The organism is Methylobacterium sp. GC_Met_3, assembly GCF_026540775.1.
Lineage (GTDB): Bacteria > Pseudomonadota > Alphaproteobacteria > Rhizobiales > Beijerinckiaceae > Methylobacterium.
In genome coordinates, this window is record NZ_JALNUL010000001.1 from 161,359 (window position 1) to 180,328 (window position 18,970).

At 70.8% G+C, this 18,970-nt stretch carries 16 protein-coding genes; 8 read left to right on the forward strand and 8 right to left on the reverse strand.

The annotated features are described in order from the left end of the window. Positions 1-96: 96 nt before the first annotated feature. Together OXS27_RS00800 and OXS27_RS00805 are read right to left on the reverse strand one after the other, a co-directional pair. Complete coding sequence (locus OXS27_RS00800) at positions 97-2,022, reverse strand: propionyl-CoA synthetase (protein WP_267353586.1); 1,926 nt, start codon at positions 2,020-2,022, stop codon at positions 97-99. A gap of 215 nt (positions 2,023-2,237) precedes the next feature. Further along, positions 2,238-2,420 (reverse strand): DUF465 domain-containing protein, encoded by a 183-nt coding sequence (locus OXS27_RS00805; RefSeq protein ID WP_243919813.1) that lies wholly within the window; start codon positions 2,418-2,420, stop codon positions 2,238-2,240. Between the two features lie 176 nt (positions 2,421-2,596). Between OXS27_RS00805 and OXS27_RS00810 the strand changes: the two genes are divergently transcribed. From OXS27_RS00810 to OXS27_RS00825, 4 genes are all read left to right on the forward strand, one after another. Further along, positions 2,597-2,815 carry a DUF465 domain-containing protein gene (locus OXS27_RS00810; protein ID WP_243919811.1) on the forward strand — a complete coding sequence of 73 codons (219 nt, stop codon included), beginning with the start codon at positions 2,597-2,599 and terminating at the stop codon, positions 2,813-2,815. Positions 2,816-2,893: 78 nt separating this feature from the next. Next, positions 2,894-3,385: a 5-(carboxyamino)imidazole ribonucleotide mutase gene (gene purE / locus OXS27_RS00815; RefSeq protein WP_243919809.1), complete on the forward strand. Its 492-nt coding sequence runs from the start codon at positions 2,894-2,896 to the stop codon at positions 3,383-3,385. A gap of 22 nt (positions 3,386-3,407) precedes the next feature. Beyond that, the gene (locus tag OXS27_RS00820; protein ID WP_267353589.1) at positions 3,408-4,517 is read left to right on the forward strand and encodes a 5-(carboxyamino)imidazole ribonucleotide synthase; all 1,110 of its coding nucleotides are present in this window, start codon (positions 3,408-3,410) and stop codon (positions 4,515-4,517) included. 318 nt (positions 4,518-4,835) lie between these two features. Further along, positions 4,836-5,708, forward strand: a complete 873-nt coding sequence (locus tag OXS27_RS00825; RefSeq protein ID WP_243919805.1) for a tetratricopeptide repeat protein — start codon at positions 4,836-4,838, stop codon at positions 5,706-5,708. A 173-nt stretch (positions 5,709-5,881) separates the two neighbouring features. On the opposite strand, the gene OXS27_RS00830 is transcribed toward OXS27_RS00825, so the two are convergent. The 4 genes from OXS27_RS00830 to OXS27_RS00845 all read right to left on the reverse strand — a co-directional run bounded on the left by OXS27_RS00830 (position 5,882) and on the right by OXS27_RS00845 (position 11,711). Further along, on the reverse strand, positions 5,882-7,036 hold the full coding sequence (locus tag OXS27_RS00830; protein WP_267353592.1) for an acyl-CoA dehydrogenase family protein: 1,155 nt from the start codon (positions 7,034-7,036) through the stop codon (positions 5,882-5,884). Between the two features lie 47 nt (positions 7,037-7,083). Further along, positions 7,084-8,280, reverse strand: coding sequence for an acyl-CoA dehydrogenase family protein (locus OXS27_RS00835; RefSeq protein WP_267353594.1), 1,197 nt, complete (start codon positions 8,278-8,280; stop codon positions 7,084-7,086). A gap of 4 nt (positions 8,281-8,284) precedes the next feature. Beyond that, positions 8,285-9,472, reverse strand: a complete 1,188-nt coding sequence (locus OXS27_RS00840; protein ID WP_267353596.1) for an acetyl-CoA C-acyltransferase — start codon at positions 9,470-9,472, stop codon at positions 8,285-8,287. A gap of 166 nt (positions 9,473-9,638) precedes the next feature. Beyond that, positions 9,639-11,711, reverse strand: a complete 2,073-nt coding sequence (locus OXS27_RS00845) for a 3-hydroxyacyl-CoA dehydrogenase NAD-binding domain-containing protein (RefSeq protein WP_267353598.1) — start codon at positions 11,709-11,711, stop codon at positions 9,639-9,641. A gap of 328 nt (positions 11,712-12,039) precedes the next feature. Here OXS27_RS00845 and OXS27_RS00850 point away from each other — a divergent pair, with 328 nt between their 5' ends. From OXS27_RS00850 to OXS27_RS00865, 4 genes are all read left to right on the forward strand, one after another. Then, the gene (locus OXS27_RS00850; protein WP_267353600.1) at positions 12,040-13,056 is read left to right on the forward strand and encodes a nitronate monooxygenase family protein; all 1,017 of its coding nucleotides are present in this window, start codon (positions 12,040-12,042) and stop codon (positions 13,054-13,056) included. Between the two features lie 390 nt (positions 13,057-13,446). Continuing rightward, positions 13,447-14,202, forward strand: a complete 756-nt coding sequence (locus tag OXS27_RS00855) for an enoyl-CoA hydratase-related protein (RefSeq protein ID WP_267353602.1) — start codon at positions 13,447-13,449, stop codon at positions 14,200-14,202. Beyond that, complete coding sequence (locus OXS27_RS00860) at positions 14,199-15,014, forward strand: IclR family transcriptional regulator (protein ID WP_267353604.1); 816 nt, start codon at positions 14,199-14,201, stop codon at positions 15,012-15,014. The genes OXS27_RS00855 and OXS27_RS00860 overlap by 4 nt, the downstream gene beginning before the upstream one ends. A gap of 87 nt (positions 15,015-15,101) precedes the next feature. Further along, complete coding sequence (locus OXS27_RS00865) at positions 15,102-16,304, forward strand: CaiB/BaiF CoA-transferase family protein (protein WP_267353606.1); 1,203 nt, start codon at positions 15,102-15,104, stop codon at positions 16,302-16,304. Positions 16,305-16,584: 280 nt separating this feature from the next. Here the strand turns inward: OXS27_RS00865 and OXS27_RS00870 are convergent, their stop codons facing one another. Both OXS27_RS00870 and OXS27_RS00875 read right to left on the reverse strand, forming a co-directional pair. Continuing rightward, positions 16,585-17,553 carry a GDP-mannose 4,6-dehydratase gene (locus OXS27_RS00870; RefSeq protein WP_267353608.1) on the reverse strand — a complete coding sequence of 323 codons (969 nt, stop codon included), beginning with the start codon at positions 17,551-17,553 and terminating at the stop codon, positions 16,585-16,587. Positions 17,554-17,594: 41 nt separating this feature from the next. Continuing rightward, positions 17,595-18,830 (reverse strand): complex I NDUFA9 subunit family protein, encoded by a 1,236-nt coding sequence (locus tag OXS27_RS00875; RefSeq protein WP_267353610.1) that lies wholly within the window; start codon positions 18,828-18,830, stop codon positions 17,595-17,597. Positions 18,831-18,970: the final 140 nt, after the last annotated feature.

Sequence of the window (18,970 nt, forward strand, 5' to 3'; positions counted from 1 at the left end):
GCCTTCCGGAAATGTCAGGGTTTCGAAACGGCGAGCCCTTTCGCGCTTGCAGGGTGGAGCCCCGACACCCCCCAAAGGGCACGCCGTTTGGGAACCCTAGTTTTCGCCGATCCCTCGGTCCTTCAGGCTCTCGCCGATCTCGTCGAGGGCCGTGGCGTCGTCGATCGTGGCGGGCATCGTCCACGGTTCGTGGTCGGCGATGCGCTTCATCGTGGCGCGCAGGATCTTGCCTGACCGGGTTTTCGGCAGCCGCGGCACGGTGAGGGCCAGCTTGAAGGCGGCCACCGGGCCGATCTCGTCGCGGACCTTGGCGACCAGTTCCCGCTCGATTGCGTCGGTCGACCGGTCGACGCCGGCCTTCAGCACCACGAAGCCGCAGGGCACCTCGCCCTTGAGCGCATCGCGGATGCCGATCACCGCGCATTCGGCCACGTCCGGATGGCCGGCCAGCACCGCTTCCATGCCGCCGGTCGAGAGCCGGTGGCCGGCGACGTTGATGATGTCGTCGGTCCGCCCGAGGACCGTGATGTAGCCGTCCGCGTCGATCATGCCGGCATCCGAGGTGTCGTAATAGCCCGGGAAGGTGGCGAGGTAGCTCGACCGCATGCGCGCGTCCGAGCCCCAGAGGGTCGGCAGGCAGCCGGGCGGCAGGGGCAGGCGGATCGCGATGGTGCCCATCGTGTCGGCCGGGACGGGCTTGCCGCCCTCGTCCAGAACCTCGACCCGGTAGCCCGGCATCGGCACGCAGGTGCTGCCGTGCTTCACCGGCAGCAGGCCGAGCCCCATCGGATTGCCGGCGATCGGCCAGCCGGTCTCGGTCTGCCACCAATGGTCGACCACCGGCCGGTTCAGCACCCGCTCGGCCCAGGCGACCGAGTCCGGATCCGCGCGCTCGCCGGCCAGGAACAGGCTGCGGAACGCGGACAGGTCGTAATCGGCGATCCGGGCGCCCTTGGAATCCTCCTTCTTGATCGCCCGTAACGCCGTCGGCGCCGTGAACAGGCACACGACGCCGTACTCGGCGACCACCCGCCAGAAGGCGCCGGCATCGGGGGTGCCCACGGGCTTGCCCTCGTACAGCACCGTCGTGCAGCCGTGCAGGAGCGGCGCATAGACGATGTAGGAATGACCGACGACCCAGCCGATGTCGGAGGCGCAGAAATAGGTCTCGCCGGGCTGCAACCCGTAGAGATTGGGCATCGACCACGCGAGGGCGACCAGATAGCCGCCCGTGTCACGCACCACGCCCTTGGGCTTGCCCGTCGTTCCGGAGGTGTAGAGGATGTAGAGCGGGTCGGTGGCGGCAACTGGCACGCAGGCCGCCCGCTGCCCCGCCGCCTCGGCGTCCGCTACGGCCTCGGCCCAGTCGCGGTCCCGCCCCGGCACAAGCGTCGCGGAGCCTTGCGGGCGCTGGAGGATCAGGCAGGCCTCGGGCTTGTGGCGCGAGGCGTCGATCGCCGCGTCGAGGAGCGGCTTGTAGACGACCACCCGGTTCGGCTCGATCCCGCACGAGGCCGCCAGTATCACCTTCGGCGCCGCATCCTCGATCCGCACCGCCAGCTCGTTCGCCGCGAACCCGCCGAACACCACCGAGTGGACCGCGCCGAGTCGGGCGCACGCCAGCATGCCGAACAAAGCCTCGGGCACCATCGGCATGTACAGGATCACCCGGTCGCCCTTGCCGACGCCGAGCCCGGCCAGGATAGCGGCCAGCGTCGACACTTCATCGCGCAACGCCCGATAGGTGATGCTGCGCTTCGTGCCGGTGACGGGGGAATCGTAGCGGATCGCCACCTGCTCGGCCCGAGCTCCGTCGGCGTGGCGGTCCACCGCGTTGTGGCAGGCGTTGAGTGACCCGTCCGGGAACCAGCGGCCGTAGGGGCCGGATTCCGGCGCAAAGGCTTGGGCGGGCGTCTGCGCCCAGTCGATCGCCTGGGCCGCATCGAGCCAGAACGCCTCCGGGTCGCGGAGCGCCGCTTCGTAGATCTCGGGATAGCGGCCCGGAAGGCTGGCATTCGTCATCGGTCGGCGTTCCCCCGCGGTCCGCTCTCCGGCGGCGGCAGCAGAGTAGCGCATTCTCATGCAGGCGCGCGACGGGGCCGCGCCCGTGAGAAACCAGCGTATGCCAAGCCGCCGAGTGGCTCTGCCTGGACCAAACGAGAACCGCCGCACCGGGGCGCCCGATGCGGCGGCGACTGTCGTGCCGGGTCTATGAACTGTGAAGACGAATCAGCGGCTCAGTGCAGGGTGTCGCCGGCCCCCCGCAGCCGGTTGATCTCGTCCTTAAGGAGGAGTTTCCGTCGCTTCAGTTCGGCGATGTGGAGGTCGTTCGCCGAAGGTCTGTGGATCGCTTCGTGAATCTCGCGCTCGAGGGCTTCGTGCTTCCGGGCGAGTTGGCTCAGATGCGTCTGCAGCGACATGAGTCGAATCTCCTGTCATCGTTTCGACACGCCAAGACTGACACAGGATGCCGCACCTGTTGAAGCGTTTTCTCCGGCTAAGCTTGGTGAAGGCTTTCCGGCATGGCTTGTCCCAGGGAAGGGCGTGACGCATGCTCTCATCGGGTGATGAGCGATCCTTTGGCCCGCAGGTGACGATGGCGGATGAGTCGGGTGAGAGCGCGCAGTCGGAACTCGAGGCCGAACTGGCCCGGTTGCGCGAGGAGCACCGGGATCTCGACAGCGCCATCGAGGCGCTGGAGCGGAGCGTCGCCGGTGATCAGCTGCAGATCCAGCGCCTGAAGAAGCGCAAGCTGACCCTGCGCGACCGGATCTACCACATCGAGGACGCGATTACGCCGGACATCATCGCCTGATGCCAGTGGACGCCGTCCGGCGCAGCCTTGCCGCAGGGTCGCCGCGCCTGTAAGCGCCCTCTTTTGCCGGGATCAACGATGGTGTCGCCTCCGGTTGCGATCATCATGGGCAGCCAGTCCGACTGGGCGACCATGCGGCACGCCGCCGAGACGCTCGACGCGCTCGCCGTGCCCTACGACGCGCGCATCGTGTCGGCCCACCGCACCCCGGATCGGCTCGTGGCCTTCGCCAAGGGCGCGGTCGCGGCCGGTCTCAAGGTCGTGATCGCGGGGGCGGGCGGCGCCGCGCACCTGCCCGGCATGGCGGCGGCGATGACCCGCCTGCCGGTCTTCGGCGTGCCGGTGGAATCGAAGGCGCTTTCCGGCCAAGACAGCCTGCTGTCGATCGTGCAGATGCCGGCCGGAATTCCCGTGGGGACCCTGGCGATCGGCCGGGCCGGGGCGGTCAACGCGGCGTTGCTGGCCGCATCGGTGCTGGCGCTCTCCGACCCGGGTCTGGCGGAGCGTCTCGAAGCGTGGCGCGCGGCCCAGACCGCCTCGGTGGCCGAGCGGCCGGAGACGGAAGCGTAATCGTGACGGACGAGTTTTTCGCGTGACGGACAAGACCCTCGGCCCCGGCTCCACGCTCGGCATCGTCGGTGGTGGGCAACTCGGGCGCATGATCGCGCTCGCGGCGGCGAATTACGGGCTCAAGGTGCACGTCTACGCCCCCGACCGCGACAGCCCCGCCTTCGATGTCGCCGCCCGCACCACCTGCGCGGCCTATGACGATCCGCAAGCGCTGGCGGATTTCGCGCGCAGCGTCGATGTCGTCACCTACGAGTTCGAGAACATCCCGCACGCCACCGCCGACATCCTGGCCCGGCACGCCCCCCTGCACCCGAACGCGCATGCGCTGTCCACCACGCAGGACCGCCTATCGGAAAAAGAGTTCATCAATGGGCTCGGCATCCCGACCGCGCCGTTCCAGGCCGTCGACACGCCCGACGATCTCAACCGGGCGATCGCCACGATCGGCCTGCCGGCCGTGCTCAAGACCCGCCGATTCGGCTATGACGGCAAGGGCCAACGCATTTTGCGGGAGCGATCCGAAGGTGACCGCAACGCCCTGTTCGCCGAGTTCGGCGGCGCGCCGCTGATCCTCGAGGGCTTCGTGCCGTTCGAGCGCGAAGTCTCGGTGGTGGGCGCCCGCGCGCACGACGGCAGCTTCGCGGCCTTCGACCTGTGCGAGAACGAGCACCGCGACCACATCCTGGCCCTGACCCGGGTGCCGGCCCCCGGCCTGACGCCCGAGACCGGCCGCGCCGCGCTCGATATCGCCAAGCGCATCGCCGACGCGCTCGATTATGTCGGTGTGCTCGCCGTCGAGATGTTCCTGGTGCGGGAGGACGGCGTCGAGCGCCTCGTGGTCAACGAGATCGCGCCGCGGGTCCATAATTCCGGCCACTGGACCATCGAGGGCGCGCGGACCTCGCAATTCGCCCAGCATGTCCGGGCGGTCTGCGGCTGGCCGCTCGGCGATCCGGCGCGGACCGGCGGCCTGCCGGTGGAGATGCGCAACCTGATCGGCGCCCAGGCCGACGACTGGCATGCGCTGCTGGCCGAGCCCGGCGCTCACCTGCACCTCTACGGCAAGGGCGAGGCCCGGCCCGGCCGGAAGATGGGGCACGTCACCCGCCTGGGATCCGAACCGGTCGGCTGAGGCCTCAAAGGCACACCCCTGCCGCTGCGTGCCGGCCTGAGCGCCTGCCGCGGGGCCGGCGCGCGCGCGGGCCATACCTTCGCCACATCCCGCCGCTTCCACCACGACGTGGTCGGTGCCGAAGGCTGCCGGTCGATTCCCCCACGCCTGGATGGGCGACGGGGCGGATCACGCAGGTGTGCTTCTTAAGCCGGCCTTCACCGTAATGCGCGACGGTCCCCCGGAGCGGGTGGACCCGGCGCGCGGCGCGGGTTTGAGAACGGCGAGGGGCGGGGCGGGCGCGCAGGATGCGGGTCGCGCCTCGGGGAGAGTGGGGCGATGATCGTACGCAACGGGCTGGCACGGAAGACGGCACTGATCGGCGCGGCCCTGGTTTCGGCCGCGGCGCTCGCGGGCTGCGAGACCGTCGGGAGCGCCGCTGGCCCGCGCCAATACGCGGTGCTGGAGTCGGACACCACGGGCGCCACAACGGTCAACATCGCGTCGCTCTCCGAGGTGATCCAGCGCAACCCGAATGACGCTGCGGCCTACACGACCCGCGGCGCCGCCTATGCCCGCGCCGGCCAGTTCAACGACGCCATCGCGGATTTCACCAAGGCGATCCAGCTCGATCCGAACTCGGCTTCCGCCTACAACAACCGGGCGCTGGCCAGCCGCCAGGTCGGCCGCGACGGTCCCGCACTGCAGGACTTCACGAAGGCAATCGGCATCGATCCGAATTACGGCCCGGCCTATATCGGTCGCGCCAATGTCGAGCGCGCCCAGGGCAACGTCGATCAGGCGCTGAACGACCTCAACGTCGCGATCCGGCTGATGCCCGAATCGGCCGAGGCCTACCACGCCCGCGGCCTCGTGCGGCAGAAGCAGGGTCAGGAGAGTCAGGCGATCGCCGATTTCGACGCCGCCATCGACCGCAACCCCTTCGTGGCCGCGCCCTACGCGGCCCGCGGCCAGAGCCTGATCGCCACCAACCAGTACGGCAAGGCGATCGAGGACTACAACGCGGCGCTCAACGTGAACAACAAGGACGCCACCTCCTGGGCGTATCGTGGCCTGGCCTACGAGAAGCAGGGCCAGCGCAAGGAGGCGATGGAGAACTACCAGCGCGCCGCGACCATCGACCCGAACAATTCCGTCGCCCGCACCGGACTCGGCCGGGTGCAGGGCGGGGTCGGCTCGCTGTTCAACTGACCGCGCGACGGCCTGAACACGGTTTCACTAGGTCGAGACCTTTTGCGGGTGCAGGGCAGAGCCCTGCAGGCGGATCTCCGCCCCCCGGAAGGGGAGCTGAGATCCGTTCGTCGAGTTTCACCCCGACACCCCACCAAAGGGCACGCCCTTTGGAAACCCTTTGTCCGCCCGGGTTACGCCGCCAGCAGGCCGTTCTCGTCCTGCGTGATCCGGCGCAGGTGGTGGGCGGTGTCGCCGAGCTGGTACTCGATCATGGCGAGCCGCTTGAAATGATGGGCGCCGATGTATTCGAGCGTCATGCCGATGCCGCCGTGAAGCTGCACCGCCTCCTGGCCGACATAGCGGCAGGCCTTGTTGATCTGGACCTTCACGGCTGACAGCGCTGCGTCCCGCGCTCTGGCGTCGGGCGTGTGCACCATCATGGAGGCGTAGAGCGCCATCGAGCGCGCCTGCTCCAGCTGGATCAGCATGTCCACGGCCCGGTGCTGCAGGGCCTGGAACGAGCCGACGCTGACGCCGAACTGCTTGCGGGTCTTGAGATACTCGACGGTGAGCCTGTGGAGCGCCTCCATGGAACCCACCGCCTCGGCGGCGAGCGCCGCGATGCCGTGCTCCACCACCCGCTCCAAAAGCGGCAAACCGCCCTCCGGATCGCCGAGCGCCGCGTCGGCCGGCAGCGTCACGTCCGAGAAGGAGACCTCGGCGGCCCGGCCACCATCCTGGGTCGGATAGGCCTCGATGGCGACGCCAGCCGCATCGGCCGGGACCAGGAACAGGCCGATCCCGTGCAGATCGCGCCGTTCGCCCGAGACGCGGGCGGAGACCACCATCAGTCCGGCCGCATCGGCATTCGGCACGATGCTCTTGCCCCCGCTCAGCACGAAACCCTCACCGCTGCGCCGGGCCGTGGTGGCCACATCGGCGAGGTCATAGCGGGACTGGCGCTCGGTATGGGCGAGGGTCAACCGCAGGTCCCCGGTGACGAGGCCGGGAACGAGGCGTTCCTTCTGCGCCGCGCTGCCGCCGAGCCGCAGGGCGGTCGAGCCGAGCACGAGGCTCGCCAGCAGCGGCTCGACCACGAGGTTGCGGCCGACCGCTTCCATGACCAGCATGGTCTCGACCGGGCCGCCGCCGAGCCCGCCCTCTTCCTCCGCGAACGGCAGGCCGGTGACGCCGAGTTCGGAAAACGCCGCCCAGCCCTCCGCGGGGAAGCCCAGCGGCGCCTTCAGCCGCGCCTGCCGGCTTTCCAGGGACGGGTAGAGATCGGCGGCGAGACGCTCGATCGAGTCGCGCAGGAGCGACTGGTCTTCGTTGAGATCAAAATCCATGGTGGCGTTCCTCTGCCCTCCTCCCCGCAAGGGGGAGGGGAAATCGCTCACAACCCCAAGATACCCTTGGCGATGACGTTGTGCTGGATCTCGTTCGAGCCGCCATAGATCGAGACCTTGCGGTTGTTGAAGTAGCTCGGCGCCGCCGCATCGACCCAGTCGAAGCCGCCGGGCAGGTTGTTGGCCCCCGCCCCGCGTGACGGCGCTGCCAGCGCGAACGGGCCGGCGAGTTCCACGAGCAATTCGGTCGCTGCCTGCTGGAGCTGCGAGCCGCGGATCTTGAGGAGCGAGGAGGCCGGATCCGGCTCGACCGAATCCGCCCTGCCCTGCTTGGCCGCCACCCGCATCTGAGTGATTTCCAGGGCCTTCAGCTCGATCTCGACCTCCGCGACCCGGATCCGGAAGGCGGGATCGTCCCACATCGTGCCGGACCCGGCCGGCATCTCGCGAGCCAGCCGCTTGATCCGGGCGATCCGCTCCTTGGTCAGCCCGATCCGGGCGATGCCGGTGCGCTCGTTGGCGAGCAGAAATTTCGCGTAATCCCAGCCCTTGTTCTCCTCGCCCACGAGATTCTCGACCGGCACCCGGACGGAATCGAAGAAAACCTCGTTGACCTCGTGCCGGCCCTCCAGGGTGAGGATCGGCCGCACGGTGATGCCGGGCGTCTTCATGTCGATCAGCAGGAAGGAGATGCCCCGCTGCTTCTTGGCCTCGAAATCGGTGCGGACGAGGCAGAAGATCCAGTCGGCGTGCTGGCCGAGCGTGGTCCAAGTCTTCTGGCCGTCGACGACGTAATGGTCGCCGTCGCGCACCGCCTTGGTCTTGAGCGAGGCGAGATCGGATCCGGCGCCGGGCTCGGAAAACCCCTGGCACCACCAATCGTCGAGGTTGGCAGCGCGGGGGAGAAAGCGTTCCTTCTGGTCCTGCCGGCCGAAGGTCGCCAGCACCGGGCCGAACATGTAGCAGTTGAACTGCTGCGGCAGCGGCACCGCCGCCTGGAACAGCTCCTCCGTGTAGATGTAGCGGTGAATCGAGGTCCAATCCCGGCCGCCCCATTCCTGCGGCCAGTGTGGCACCGCCCAGCCCTTGGCGTTGAGGATCCGCTGGCTGGTGACGTAATCTTCCTTCGAGAGGCTGCGCCCCTCCGAGACCTTCTTTCGGATTTCGGCCGGAATCTCCGTCCGGCAGAAGGTCCGGACCTCATCGCGGAACGCGATTTCTTCGTCGGTGAAGCGTAGGTCCATCGGCTCAGCTCCGGGCGATCTCGAACAGGCCGGCGCAGCCCTGGCCGCCGGCGACGCACATCGTGACCACGGCGTAGCGCGCGCCGCGGCGGCGGCCCTCCAGCAGGGCGTGGCCCACGAGCCGCGCGCCCGACATGCCGAACGGGTGGCCGACCGCGATGGCGCCGCCGTTGACGTTGACCTTGTCCGGGTCGATCCCGAGCCGGTCGCGGCAATAGACCGACTGGGACGCGAAGGCCTCGTTCAGCTCCCACAGGTCGATATCGGCCACTGTGAGACCCTGCCGCTCCAGCAACCGTGGCACGGCGAAGACCGGGCCGATGCCCATCTCGTCCGGCCCGCAGCCCGCAGACGCGAAGCCCCGGAAGATTCCGAGCGGTTCGAGGCCCCGCCGTGCCGCCTCTCCGGCCGACATCAGCACGCTGGCTGCGGCCCCGTCCGAGAGCTGGCTGGCATTGCCCGCCGTGATGAAGGCGCCCTCCCCGCGCACGGGTTTGAGCTTGGCGAGACCCTCCAGGGTCGTGTCGGGCCGGTTGCCCTCGTCCTTGGAGAGCCGCGTCTCGACCTCCCGGGTTTCGCCGGTGGCCTTGTCGGTCACCGCCATGACCGCGCTCATCGGGACGATCTCGTCGTCGAACAGCCCGCGTTCCTGCGCCGCCGCAGTGCGGCGCTGGCTCTCCAGGGCGAAGAGATCCTGCGCCTCGCGGGATATCCGATAGCGCTCCGCCACGATGTCGGCGGTCTCGATCATCGGCATGTAGATCGCCGGCAGATGGGCCTCCAGCCACGCGTTGCGGGTCAGCTTCCGCTGGACCTTCGGCTGGACGAGGCTGATCGACTCGACGCCACCCGCCACCGCCACCGGCACGCCGTCGAGGATGATTCTTCGGGCCGCGCTGGCGATCGCCTCCAGGCCCGAGGCGCAGAAGCGCGAGACGGTGACGCCGGCCGAACCCACCGGGATCCCCGCCACCAGGGCGGCATGCCGGGCGACGTTGCCACCCGTGGCGTTCTCCGGATAGCCGCAGCCGAGCACCACCTCCTCGACCGCCTCGGGCTCCAGCCGCGCCCGGTTGAGGGCGCCGCGGATCGCATGGGCCGCGAGGTCGGCACCGCGGATGAGGTTCAGGGCGCCGCGATGCGCCTTGCCGATCGGCGTGCGGGCGGTCGCGACGATCACCGCGTCGGTCATGCCGGACTCCTCCGGGGTTTCCAAAGGGCGTCACGCTCTTTGGTGGGGTGTTGGGGTAACGCCCTGACGGCTGCGGCCTCGGCCGCCAGCAGGGCGCTGCCCTGCACCCGCCAAAAGTCGCGGACCTTTGGAAACCGGACCGAGGCCCGTGCGGGCCGGCACGGACTCATGCTGGGGCTTTCCAGTCGGCGAAGCGGCCGCCCTCGGCGGCGAGGCGCTTCAGGAGGGGCGCGGGCTCCTGGCTGTCGTCGCCGGTCTCGGCCGCGAAGCGCGACAGCGCCTCCGCGACCGTCCGCAGCCCGACCGTGTCGGCCCAATGCATCGGCCCACCGCGCCAGGCCGGCCAGTTGTAGCCGTTGATCCAAATCGTATCGATGTCGCCCGGCCGGGCCGCGATGCCCTCTTCCAGGATCCGCGCGCCTTCGTTGACCATCGGGTACATCAGCCGCGCCACGATCTCGTCGGGCGTGAAACTGCGGCGCGCGATGCCGTGCTCGTCAGCCACGCGCGTGATCAGCGCGTCGACCTCCGGATCGCGGGTGCCGGTGCGGGCGCCGTCCGGGTAGAGATAGAAACCGCGGCCGGTCTTCTGGCCGAAGCGGCCCTGCTCGGCGAGCGAATCCGCCACCGGCGCCCGGCCGCCGAAATCCTTGCGCGAGCGCCAGCCGATATCGAGCCCCGCGAGGTCGCTCATGGCGAAGGGTCCCATCCGGAAGCCGAAACCGGTCACCGCCGCATCGACCGCGTGCGGCAGCGCCCCTTCGAGCAGCAGGCGTTCGCCGGCGCGGCTGCGGCGCTCCAGCATGCGGTTTCCGACGAAGCCGAAGCAGACCCCCACCGTCACCGGCAGCTTGTTGAGGCGTTTGCCCAGGTCCACGGCGGTGGCCAGCACGTCCGGTGCGGTCTTGTCGGCGCGGACCACCTCCACGAGGCGCATGACGTTGGCCGGGCTGAAGAAATGCAGGCCGAGCACGTCCTGCGGCCGGCTTGTGACCGCCGCAATGGCGTTCACGTCGAGGTAGGAGGTGTTGGTGGCCAGGATCGCGCCAGGCTTGGCGATGGTATCGAGCTTCGAAAAGATCGCGCGTTTGACGCCCATATCCTCGAAGGCCGCCTCGATGACGATCTCGAAGTGGCTCGCGTTCTCCAGGCCGATCGCCCCGGTGATCCGGCCGATCCGCGCGTCGCGCTCGGCCTCGGTGATCGAACCGCGCTTGGCGGAGCCGGCATAGAGGCCCTTCACCCGGTCGAGGCCGCGGGTCAGGGCGCCCTCCTCCGTCTCGATCACCGTCACGGGGATGCCGGCATTGGCGAAGCACATCGCGATGCCGCCGCCCATCGTGCCGGCGCCAATGACGGCGGCCGCCTGGATGGGGCGCCGCGGGGTGTCCTTCGGCAGGCCGGGCACCCGCGCCGCCTCGCGCTCGGCGAAGAAGGCGTAGCGCAGGGCCTTGGAGCGCGGATCCTCCACCAGGGTGCGGAACTCGGCCCGCTCGGTCGCCACGGCGGCATCGAAATCCTGTTCCAGGCCAGCCCGCACGGCTCGGATCAGGGCGTGGACGTTGGTGGCGTCGGGGTCGCGCTTCACCGCCTCGGCGGCCCCCGCCTCGAACGTTTCGCGCGCCTCCGGAGTCAGCGCGTCGGACCGGTCGCGCACCCGCGGCAGGGCGCCGGAATCGGCGAGTTCGAGGGCGCGGGTCCGGGCCGCCGCCACGAGGTCGCCCAGCACCACGGCATCGACGATCTCGAGCGCCGCCGCCCGCTCGGCGGAGACCGGCTCGCCGGTCAGCATCATCGCGAAGGCGGCGTCGGGCCCGATCAGGCGCGGCAGGCGCTGCGTGCCCCCCGCCCCCGGGATGATCCCGAGCTTGATCTCCGGCAGGCCGAGCTTGGCGGACGGCGCTGCCACGCGGCCGTGGCAGGCCATGGCCAGTTCCAGGCCGCCACCCAAAGCCGCGCCGCCGATGGCCGCCACCACGGGCTTCGGGCTGGCATCGAGCCGGCCCAGCACATCCGGCAGGCTCGGCGGTTGCTGGGGCTTGCCGAACTCGGTGATGTCGGCGCCGCCCACGAACACCTTGCCGTCGGCGGCCAGCACGATCGCCCGGACCGACGCGTCCGCGATGGCCTGCGCCAAAGCCCCGTCGAGGGCCGCCCGCAGCGCGGCGCCGAGCGCGTTGACCGGCGGGTTGGCGAGCGTGAGCACGGCCACGCCGCCCGCGACCTCCTGACGAACCACCCGGGACTCCCTGTTGTTCTGCAATGCAGAATGAGTGTCTGCAATTCGTCGGGATGTTGATCGGCGACGCTGCCATCGTCAAGAACGGATCGCGGTGACCGGCAGAGCAAGGCGGCATGTTCTGCAGTGCAGAAGGCTGCTGGCCTGGAGGTTTGACCGGCGGCCCGGGGGCGTGGCATCAAAACGGCCCGGGCGGGACTCGGCTGCGGTCGGTGACCGATGGCCGGGCCGCCGGAGGCTGGGGGAGAATCGCGGTGGGCAGCATCGAGCGGGGCGCGCGGCGCGGAAGCGCCGCTGCGGCGCAGGTTCAGGCCGCGGGGAGCCGGCGGTGAGCGACGGCCCCGAACAGGTTTCCGCCGGCCGTCTGCCCGAGACCCTGCGCGGCCGGCTCGCCCTGCCGGTGATCTGCGCGCCGATGTTCATCGTCTCCGGGCCGGAGCTGGTGATCGCCCAGTGCCTCGCCGGCGTGGTCGGCGCGTTTCCGGCGCTCAACGCGCGCCCGGCCGAACTGCTGGACGAGTGGCTGACGCGGATCACCCGCACCCTCGCGGAGGCCCGTGCCGCCGATCCGTCGAAAAGGATCGCGCCGTTTGCGGTGAACCAGATCGTCCACGCCTCGAACGACCGGCTGGCGCAGGATGTCGAGGCCTGCGTCCGGCACCGGGTGCCGATCATCATCACCTCGTTGCGGGCGCCCGACGCGGTGATCCGCCCGGTCCACGCCTATGGCGGCGTGGTGTTCCACGACGTCACAACCGTGCGCCACGCCGAGAAGGCGCTGGAGGCCGGCGTCGACGGGTTGATTCTGGTCTGTGCCGGCGCGGGCGGGCATGCGGGGACGATGAGCCCCTTCGCCCTGGTCGGCGAGATCCGGCGGTTCTACGACGGGCCGCTGATCCTGTCGGGCGCGATCACCTCGGGCGCGTCGATCCTGGCCGCCCAGGCGATGGGCGCCGACCTCGCCTACATGGGCACCCGGTTCATCGCCACCCGGGAGGCGAACGCGGCCCCGGCCTACAAGGACATGATCGCAGGCAGTGCGGCCTCCGACATCCTGTACACCCCCTACTTCACCGGCGTGCCGGGCAATTACCTGACGCCGAGCATCCGCGCCGCCGGGCTCGATCCCGACGCGCTGCCGGTGCGCGACAAGACCGCGATGGATTTCGGCAGCAGCAGCGTGAAGGCGTGGCGGGATGTCTGGGGCGCCGGCCAGGGCGTCGGCACCATCGCGGATGCGCCGGCCACCGCCGATCTGGTGACGCGGCTGGCCCGGGAATACGCGGTGGCGCGGGCGCGGATGGCCGGGCTGTCGGCGGATTATGTCGGGGAGGCTGCGCCGTGAGCGTCAGGGCGCACCGGACCATCGCGGAGCAGGCGGCACTTGTCTCCCCCTTGCGGTTTCACACTGCGTCCGCCGCGCTGACGATGACGGCTGTTTCCCCCTCGCCCCGCTTGCGGGGAGAGGGATGCGGCGACCTTGTCGTCGTCGCATCGAGGCGGCAGCCGAAGGTGAGGGGGCGATTCAGGACGAGCCTCTTCCGGAATCGCCCCCTCACCTCCGCTCCGGCCTCGCCTCTCGCTTCCCGCACGGACGACGAGGTCCGAGCGGGCCTCTCCCCGCAAGCGGGGAGAGGGGGGCGTCGCGCCTCTCCCCGAGGAAGATGCGTGAACATCGTAATCTTCAGGAGAGAGGGGAGAAGCGTTCAGCTTCAGAGCACCGTCGGCGCCGCCCATGCGTGACGCCGCCCCCCTCAATCCGCGCCTGACCGACCCGGAGCCCGGGATCCGGCTGGTCACCCTCGACCGGCCGGAGCGGCGCAACGCCCTCGATCGCGCCGCCTATGCGGGGCTGGCCGAAGCCTTTCGGGCGGTGGCCGGGGACGAGAGCGTGGCCGTCGTGGTGCTCACCGGCGCGGGCGGCTGCTTCACCGCCGGCAACGACCTCAGGGATTTCCAGGATATCGAGACCGGGGGCGACAGCCCCGGCCTGACCTTCCTCAAGGCCCTGCGGGCCTGCCCGAAGCCGGTCGTGGCGGCCGTCGAGGGGCACGCGGTCGGCATCGGCACGACGCTGCTGCTCCATTGCGACCTCGCCTATGCGGGGGACGGCGCCCGGTTCCGCCTGCCGTTCGCGGCGTTGGGCCTCAGTCCGGAGGGTGGATCGAGCTACCTGCTGCCGCTGGTGGCGGGCACGAAGCGCGCCGCCGAGCTGCTGCTGCTCGGCGAGCCGTTCACGGCCGCGGATGCCGTGTCGGCCGGCCTCGTCAACGCCGCCGTGCCGGCGGGGACGGCGCTGGAGGTGGCCCTCGCCAAGGCGCGGTCGCTGGCCGCCCTGCCCCGGGCCTCGATCGCCGCCACCAAGCGGGCCCTCCGCCGGGGCCAGGATGAACCCGTCGCCCGCGCCCTCGCCGAGGAAGCGGAGGTGTTCCACACCCTGCGCCGCGGTCCGGATGCGCAGGCGGCCTTCGCGGCCTTCCTGCGCCGATGACGACCGGAGAGACCCTGCTGGCCGAGCCCGACGGCGCCGGGTCCGGCGCCAAGGAGGATCGCCACTTCGTCACGGCTCTGGCCCGGGGATTGTCGGTCCTGGCTTGCTTCGGCCCGGGCCGGACCAGCCTCGCCAACCACGACATCGCGGCGGCCTGCGGCCTGCCCCGCTCCACCGTGTCGCGGCTGACCTACACGCTGACCAAGCTCGGCTACCTGCAGCACGAGCCCGAACTCGGCCGCTACCGCCTCGGCACCGCCACCATCGCGCTCAGCGCGGCGGCGCTCGGCGGGCTCGACGTGCGGGCGATCGCCCGGCCGGTGCTGCGGGCTGTGGCGGAGGCGGCCAACGCCTCGGTCGGGCTCGGCGTGCGCGACCGGCTCAGCATGCGCTACGTCGAGTGCCAGCGCGGCCCGGCGGCGATCTCGCTCAATCTCGATACCGGCTCGCGCATCTCGCTCGCCCGCAGCGCCATGGGGCGCGCCTACGTGGCGGTCTGCCCCGACCGGGAGCGCAGAGGCATCTACGAGGATCTGGAGGCGCTGGACCCGGTGGCCTGGCCGGTGTTGCGCGCCGGCCTCGACCGGGCGGTGGCGGAGCACCGGGAGATCGGCTGCTGCACCTCGTTCGGCGAATGGCAGGAGACGGTCTGTGCCATCGCGGTCGGGTTCCATCCCGGCGGCGGGCTGCCGCCCATGTCGATCAATTGCGGTGCCCCCACAATCATCACCGATGCGCGCTTCCTCCTGGACGTGGCGCGCCCGAAGCTGATCGAGGCCGTGCGCAGCCTCGACGGCGTCATGGGAGCTTGAGCCGTGAGGACGGGATTTCCAAAGGTCGAAGACCTTTTGAATCCGGGACTTTTCCCAATCCGAGACCCTGCACCGAGGAGCTCTTCGATGGATGCTGATCCGGCTCACGATCTGCCGCTCGCCGGGATCCGGGTGCTCGACCTGTCCCGGGTGCTGGCGGGGCCTTGGTGCGCGCAGGTGCTGGGCGACCTCGGCGCCGACGTGATCAAGGTCGAGCACCCGGAGCGCGGCGACGACACGCGCGACTGGGGTGTGTCCACCAGCCCCGGCAACACCTCGTATTTCGACAGCGTGAACCGCAACAAGCGCTCGATCGGCGTCGATCTGGCCACGCCGGAGGGCTTGGCGATCGTCAGGGCGCTCGCCCGCGAGAGCGACGTGCTGGTGCAGAACTTCAAGACCGGCGGGGCCGAGAAGCTCGGCCTCGGCTACGCGGATCTGGCGGCGGAGAATTCCGGGCTGATCTACTGCTCGATCGCCGGCTACAGTTCCGATGGCTCGGAGGCGGGCCGGCCCGGTTACGACCTCGTCGTCCAGGGCGAATCCGGCGTGATGGCGCTGAACGGCGAGGCCGGGGGGCCGCCCCTGAAGTTCGGGGTCGCGGCGGTGGACCTGTTCACCGGGCAATACGCCGCCCAGGCCGTGCTGGCCGCCCTCTATCAGCGGGAGCGCACCGGGCGCGGCAAGGCGATCGACCTCGCCCTGTTCGATTGCGGCGTGGCGCTGACCTCCTATTACGGCCTGGAGGCGCTGGCCCGGGGCATCGACCCGCCCCGCTACGGCAACGCCCATCCCTCGATCGTGCCCTACGGGGTGTTCGAGGCCGCGGACGGGCCGGTGGTGATCACGGTGGGCAACAACGGCCAGTACCGCCGCTTCTGCGAGCAGGTGCTGGAGCGGCCGGATCTCGTCGCCGATCCGCGCTTCGCCACCAATCTCGACCGCTCGAAGAACCGCGCGGCCTTCATCCCGGTGCTGGAGGCCGCGCTGGCGCACTGGCAGCGCGGCCCGCTGATCGCCCGGCTGCGGGCGGCCGGCATCCCCTGCGGCGAGGTGATGGGCCTGCGCGAGGCGCTGACCTGCGACCGGGCCCGGGAGGCGGGTCTCGTGGTCGGCGGCGCCGACAACGCCCACGTGATCGCTCCACCCTATCGCCTCGACGGGCGGCGCCTGCCGGTGCGCCGGATGCCGCCGGGGCTCGGGGATTCGAGTGCGGAGATCCTGGCGGAGCAGCTGGCGTATCCGGCGGAGGCGCAGGACGCGCTGCGGGCTAAGGGGGTGGTGCGGTAGGGGCCGAGGCGCATCTCCCGCCCTTCCACCTCTGGGGCTTGCAGACTGAACGCCAGGGTTGAGGGCGAGAAACCCCTCGCCCCGCTTGCGGGGAGAGGGCCGCGTCTCCCCCCCGTCGGGGAGCGCGGCGAGGCGGCAGCCGAAGGTGAGGGGGCTCGAAAGTATAAGTCTCTTCCGGAATCGCCCCCTCACCGCCGCTGCGGCTTCGCCTCCGCTTCCCGCACGGACGACGAGGTCCGTGCGGGCCTCTCCCCGCAAGCGGGGCGAGGGGAACCCGCGCTCAAGCTTGAGAGGTGTAAACGCCCCCCAGCCGCGCCCGCGCGTCGTCCAGCACCCGGTTCACGGCGGCGTCCCAGGCGATCCGTGGCCGCCAGCCCGTCATGGCGCGCAAAAGCCCGGCATCGCCGGCCGCCACGGGGATCTCGGTCGGGCGCACCCGCTCGGGGGCGACCCGGATCTCGAACGGCACCCGCGCCCGAGCGCGCAGATCCTCGAGCACGCTGGCGATCGTGCGCGGCACACCGGAGCTGATGTTGAACACGCTGCCGTCCCTCAGCGCGTCCGATTGGCCGATCAGGTCGGCATAGGCCTGCGCCACGTCCGCCACGTCCAGGAAGTCGCGGTACGAGGAGAGGTTGCCGACCTCCAGGCAGGGCGGCACCGAGCCGGCCTCGATCCGGGCGATCTGGCCCGCGAAGGACGCCACCACGAAGCGCTCATCCTGTCCGGGGCCGATATGGTTGAACGGCCGCAGCACCACGAGCTTCACGCCGATCCGGGGCAGCAGATCGCGCAGCAGCTGCTCGCCGACCCATTTCGACCGGGCATAGGTGTTGCGCGGCAGCGGCTCGGCCGCCTCGGTCAGCGCGTTGCCGGACAGGAAGGCGCTGCCGTAGACCTCGCCGGAGCTGACGTCGAAGAACGTGCAGCCCGGTACGGCCTCGACAGCGGCGACGAGGTTCATCAGCCCGTTGACGTTCACCCGCCACGTCTGCCCGGGCCCGCTAGCGGAATCGGCCACCGAGGCGAGACCCGCGAGATGCAGGATTTCGGTCGGCCGGAACCGGTCCACGAAGCCGCGCAGCGCCGCCTCGTCGAGGAGATCCACGGTCTCGTAGGTGACGCCCTCCGGCAGCCGGGGCGCAGGCCCCCGCCCGATCCCCGCCACGCGGTCGCCCGCCGCCGCCAGGAGCGGCAGGACGTGCCCGCCGACGAATCCGGCGGCCCCGGTGACGAGGATGCGCCTCACGTCCAGGCCGTGGCGGCGCAGGTGCGGATGTGGCTCACCATCTAGCTTGGCTTCCGGGTCCCCCAGCGCACGCCGATGCCGGCCCCCGGAGAGCTTCCCGCATCGGCGCCGATCGCCGGGCCCGAGGCGGTCTGCGGCCGGTGCTGGGAGCTGGCCGCCAGGGGCCGCGGCGCGATCGAATCGGGCACTTCGGACAGGTGTTCCAGGTCCCGCTCCGTGGAGAACTGGCCGGCCTTCCGGTAGGTCCAGAGATAGCCCGGCACCACCGCCTCGGCGGCGGTCGGGATGATCCCCATCCCCTCGAAGGTGCGGCCCTCGGCCTTGGCGGCCTCCGAGACGACGTTGTCGTTCTGGAGCAGGATCACCTGATCGCGGGTGAGCTTGAGCGTATCGGGCAGCAGGCCGAAGGTGAGCGTGTCGGCGATTTCGAGCAGGCGGGCCTGGAGCTTGGCCGCCGGCAGCGGCAGGTCGACCACGACGCGTTTGCGCCGGATCGTCTTCAGCATGTAGCGCACGAAGTGCTCCAGCGTGCCGACCTCCGGGCCGCCGAGCTCGTAGACCTTGCCGCGCGCCAACGTGCCGTCGACCGCGCGGGCGATCGCCTCGGCGACATCACCCACGAAGGCCGGCTGGAAGCGCGACTGCCCGCCCGCCAGCGGCAGGACCGGGAGCGCCCGCGCCAGCCCGGCGAAGCGGTTGAAGAAGCCGTCGCCCGGCCCGAAGATCAGCGACGGCCGGACCACCACCGCGTCCGGGCAGGCGGCGAAGACCTTCGCCTCGCCCTCGGCCTTGGTGCGGGCGTAGAGCGAGGGCGAGGCCGCATCCGCCCCGATCGCCGAGACGTGGATCATCCGGGCGCCCTGCCGGGCCGCTGCGCGGGCGATCGTCTCGGCCCCGTCGACCTGCAGGCGCGCGAAGCTCTGGGAGCCGGTCTCCTGCAGGATGCCGACGAGGTTGATCAGCACGTCCGCGCGCTCGGCGGCGCGGGTCACCGAGTCGGGGTAGCGCAGGTTCGCCTGGACGGCCACGATCTGGTTGACCTGCCCCAGGGGCTGCAGGAACAGCGCGAGATCCGGCCGCCGCACCGCGACGCGGATCCGGTAGCCGCGCTTGGCCAGCGCCCGCACCACGTGCCGGCCCAGGAAGCCGGAGCCGCCGTAGATCGTCACGAGCTGATCCTGCGGCCGCAGGGGGCCCGACGTCGCCGGGACGGCGGCTCCGCTGTCCCGGGGCGTGTCCGCGCTCGCGGTCGTGTTCGTGGTGTCTGGGCCGGTCATCGCCGTGGTCTCGGGCTCCGCGCGCCCCGGGGCGCCATAACGGGGCCTACTTAGAGCGGGGGCCGAGGGCGTTGCAATCAGGCGCCGCGCGAAGATCGCGGTTTGCGGCGCTTCTGACGCCGGGCGGCCCCGATCCTGGG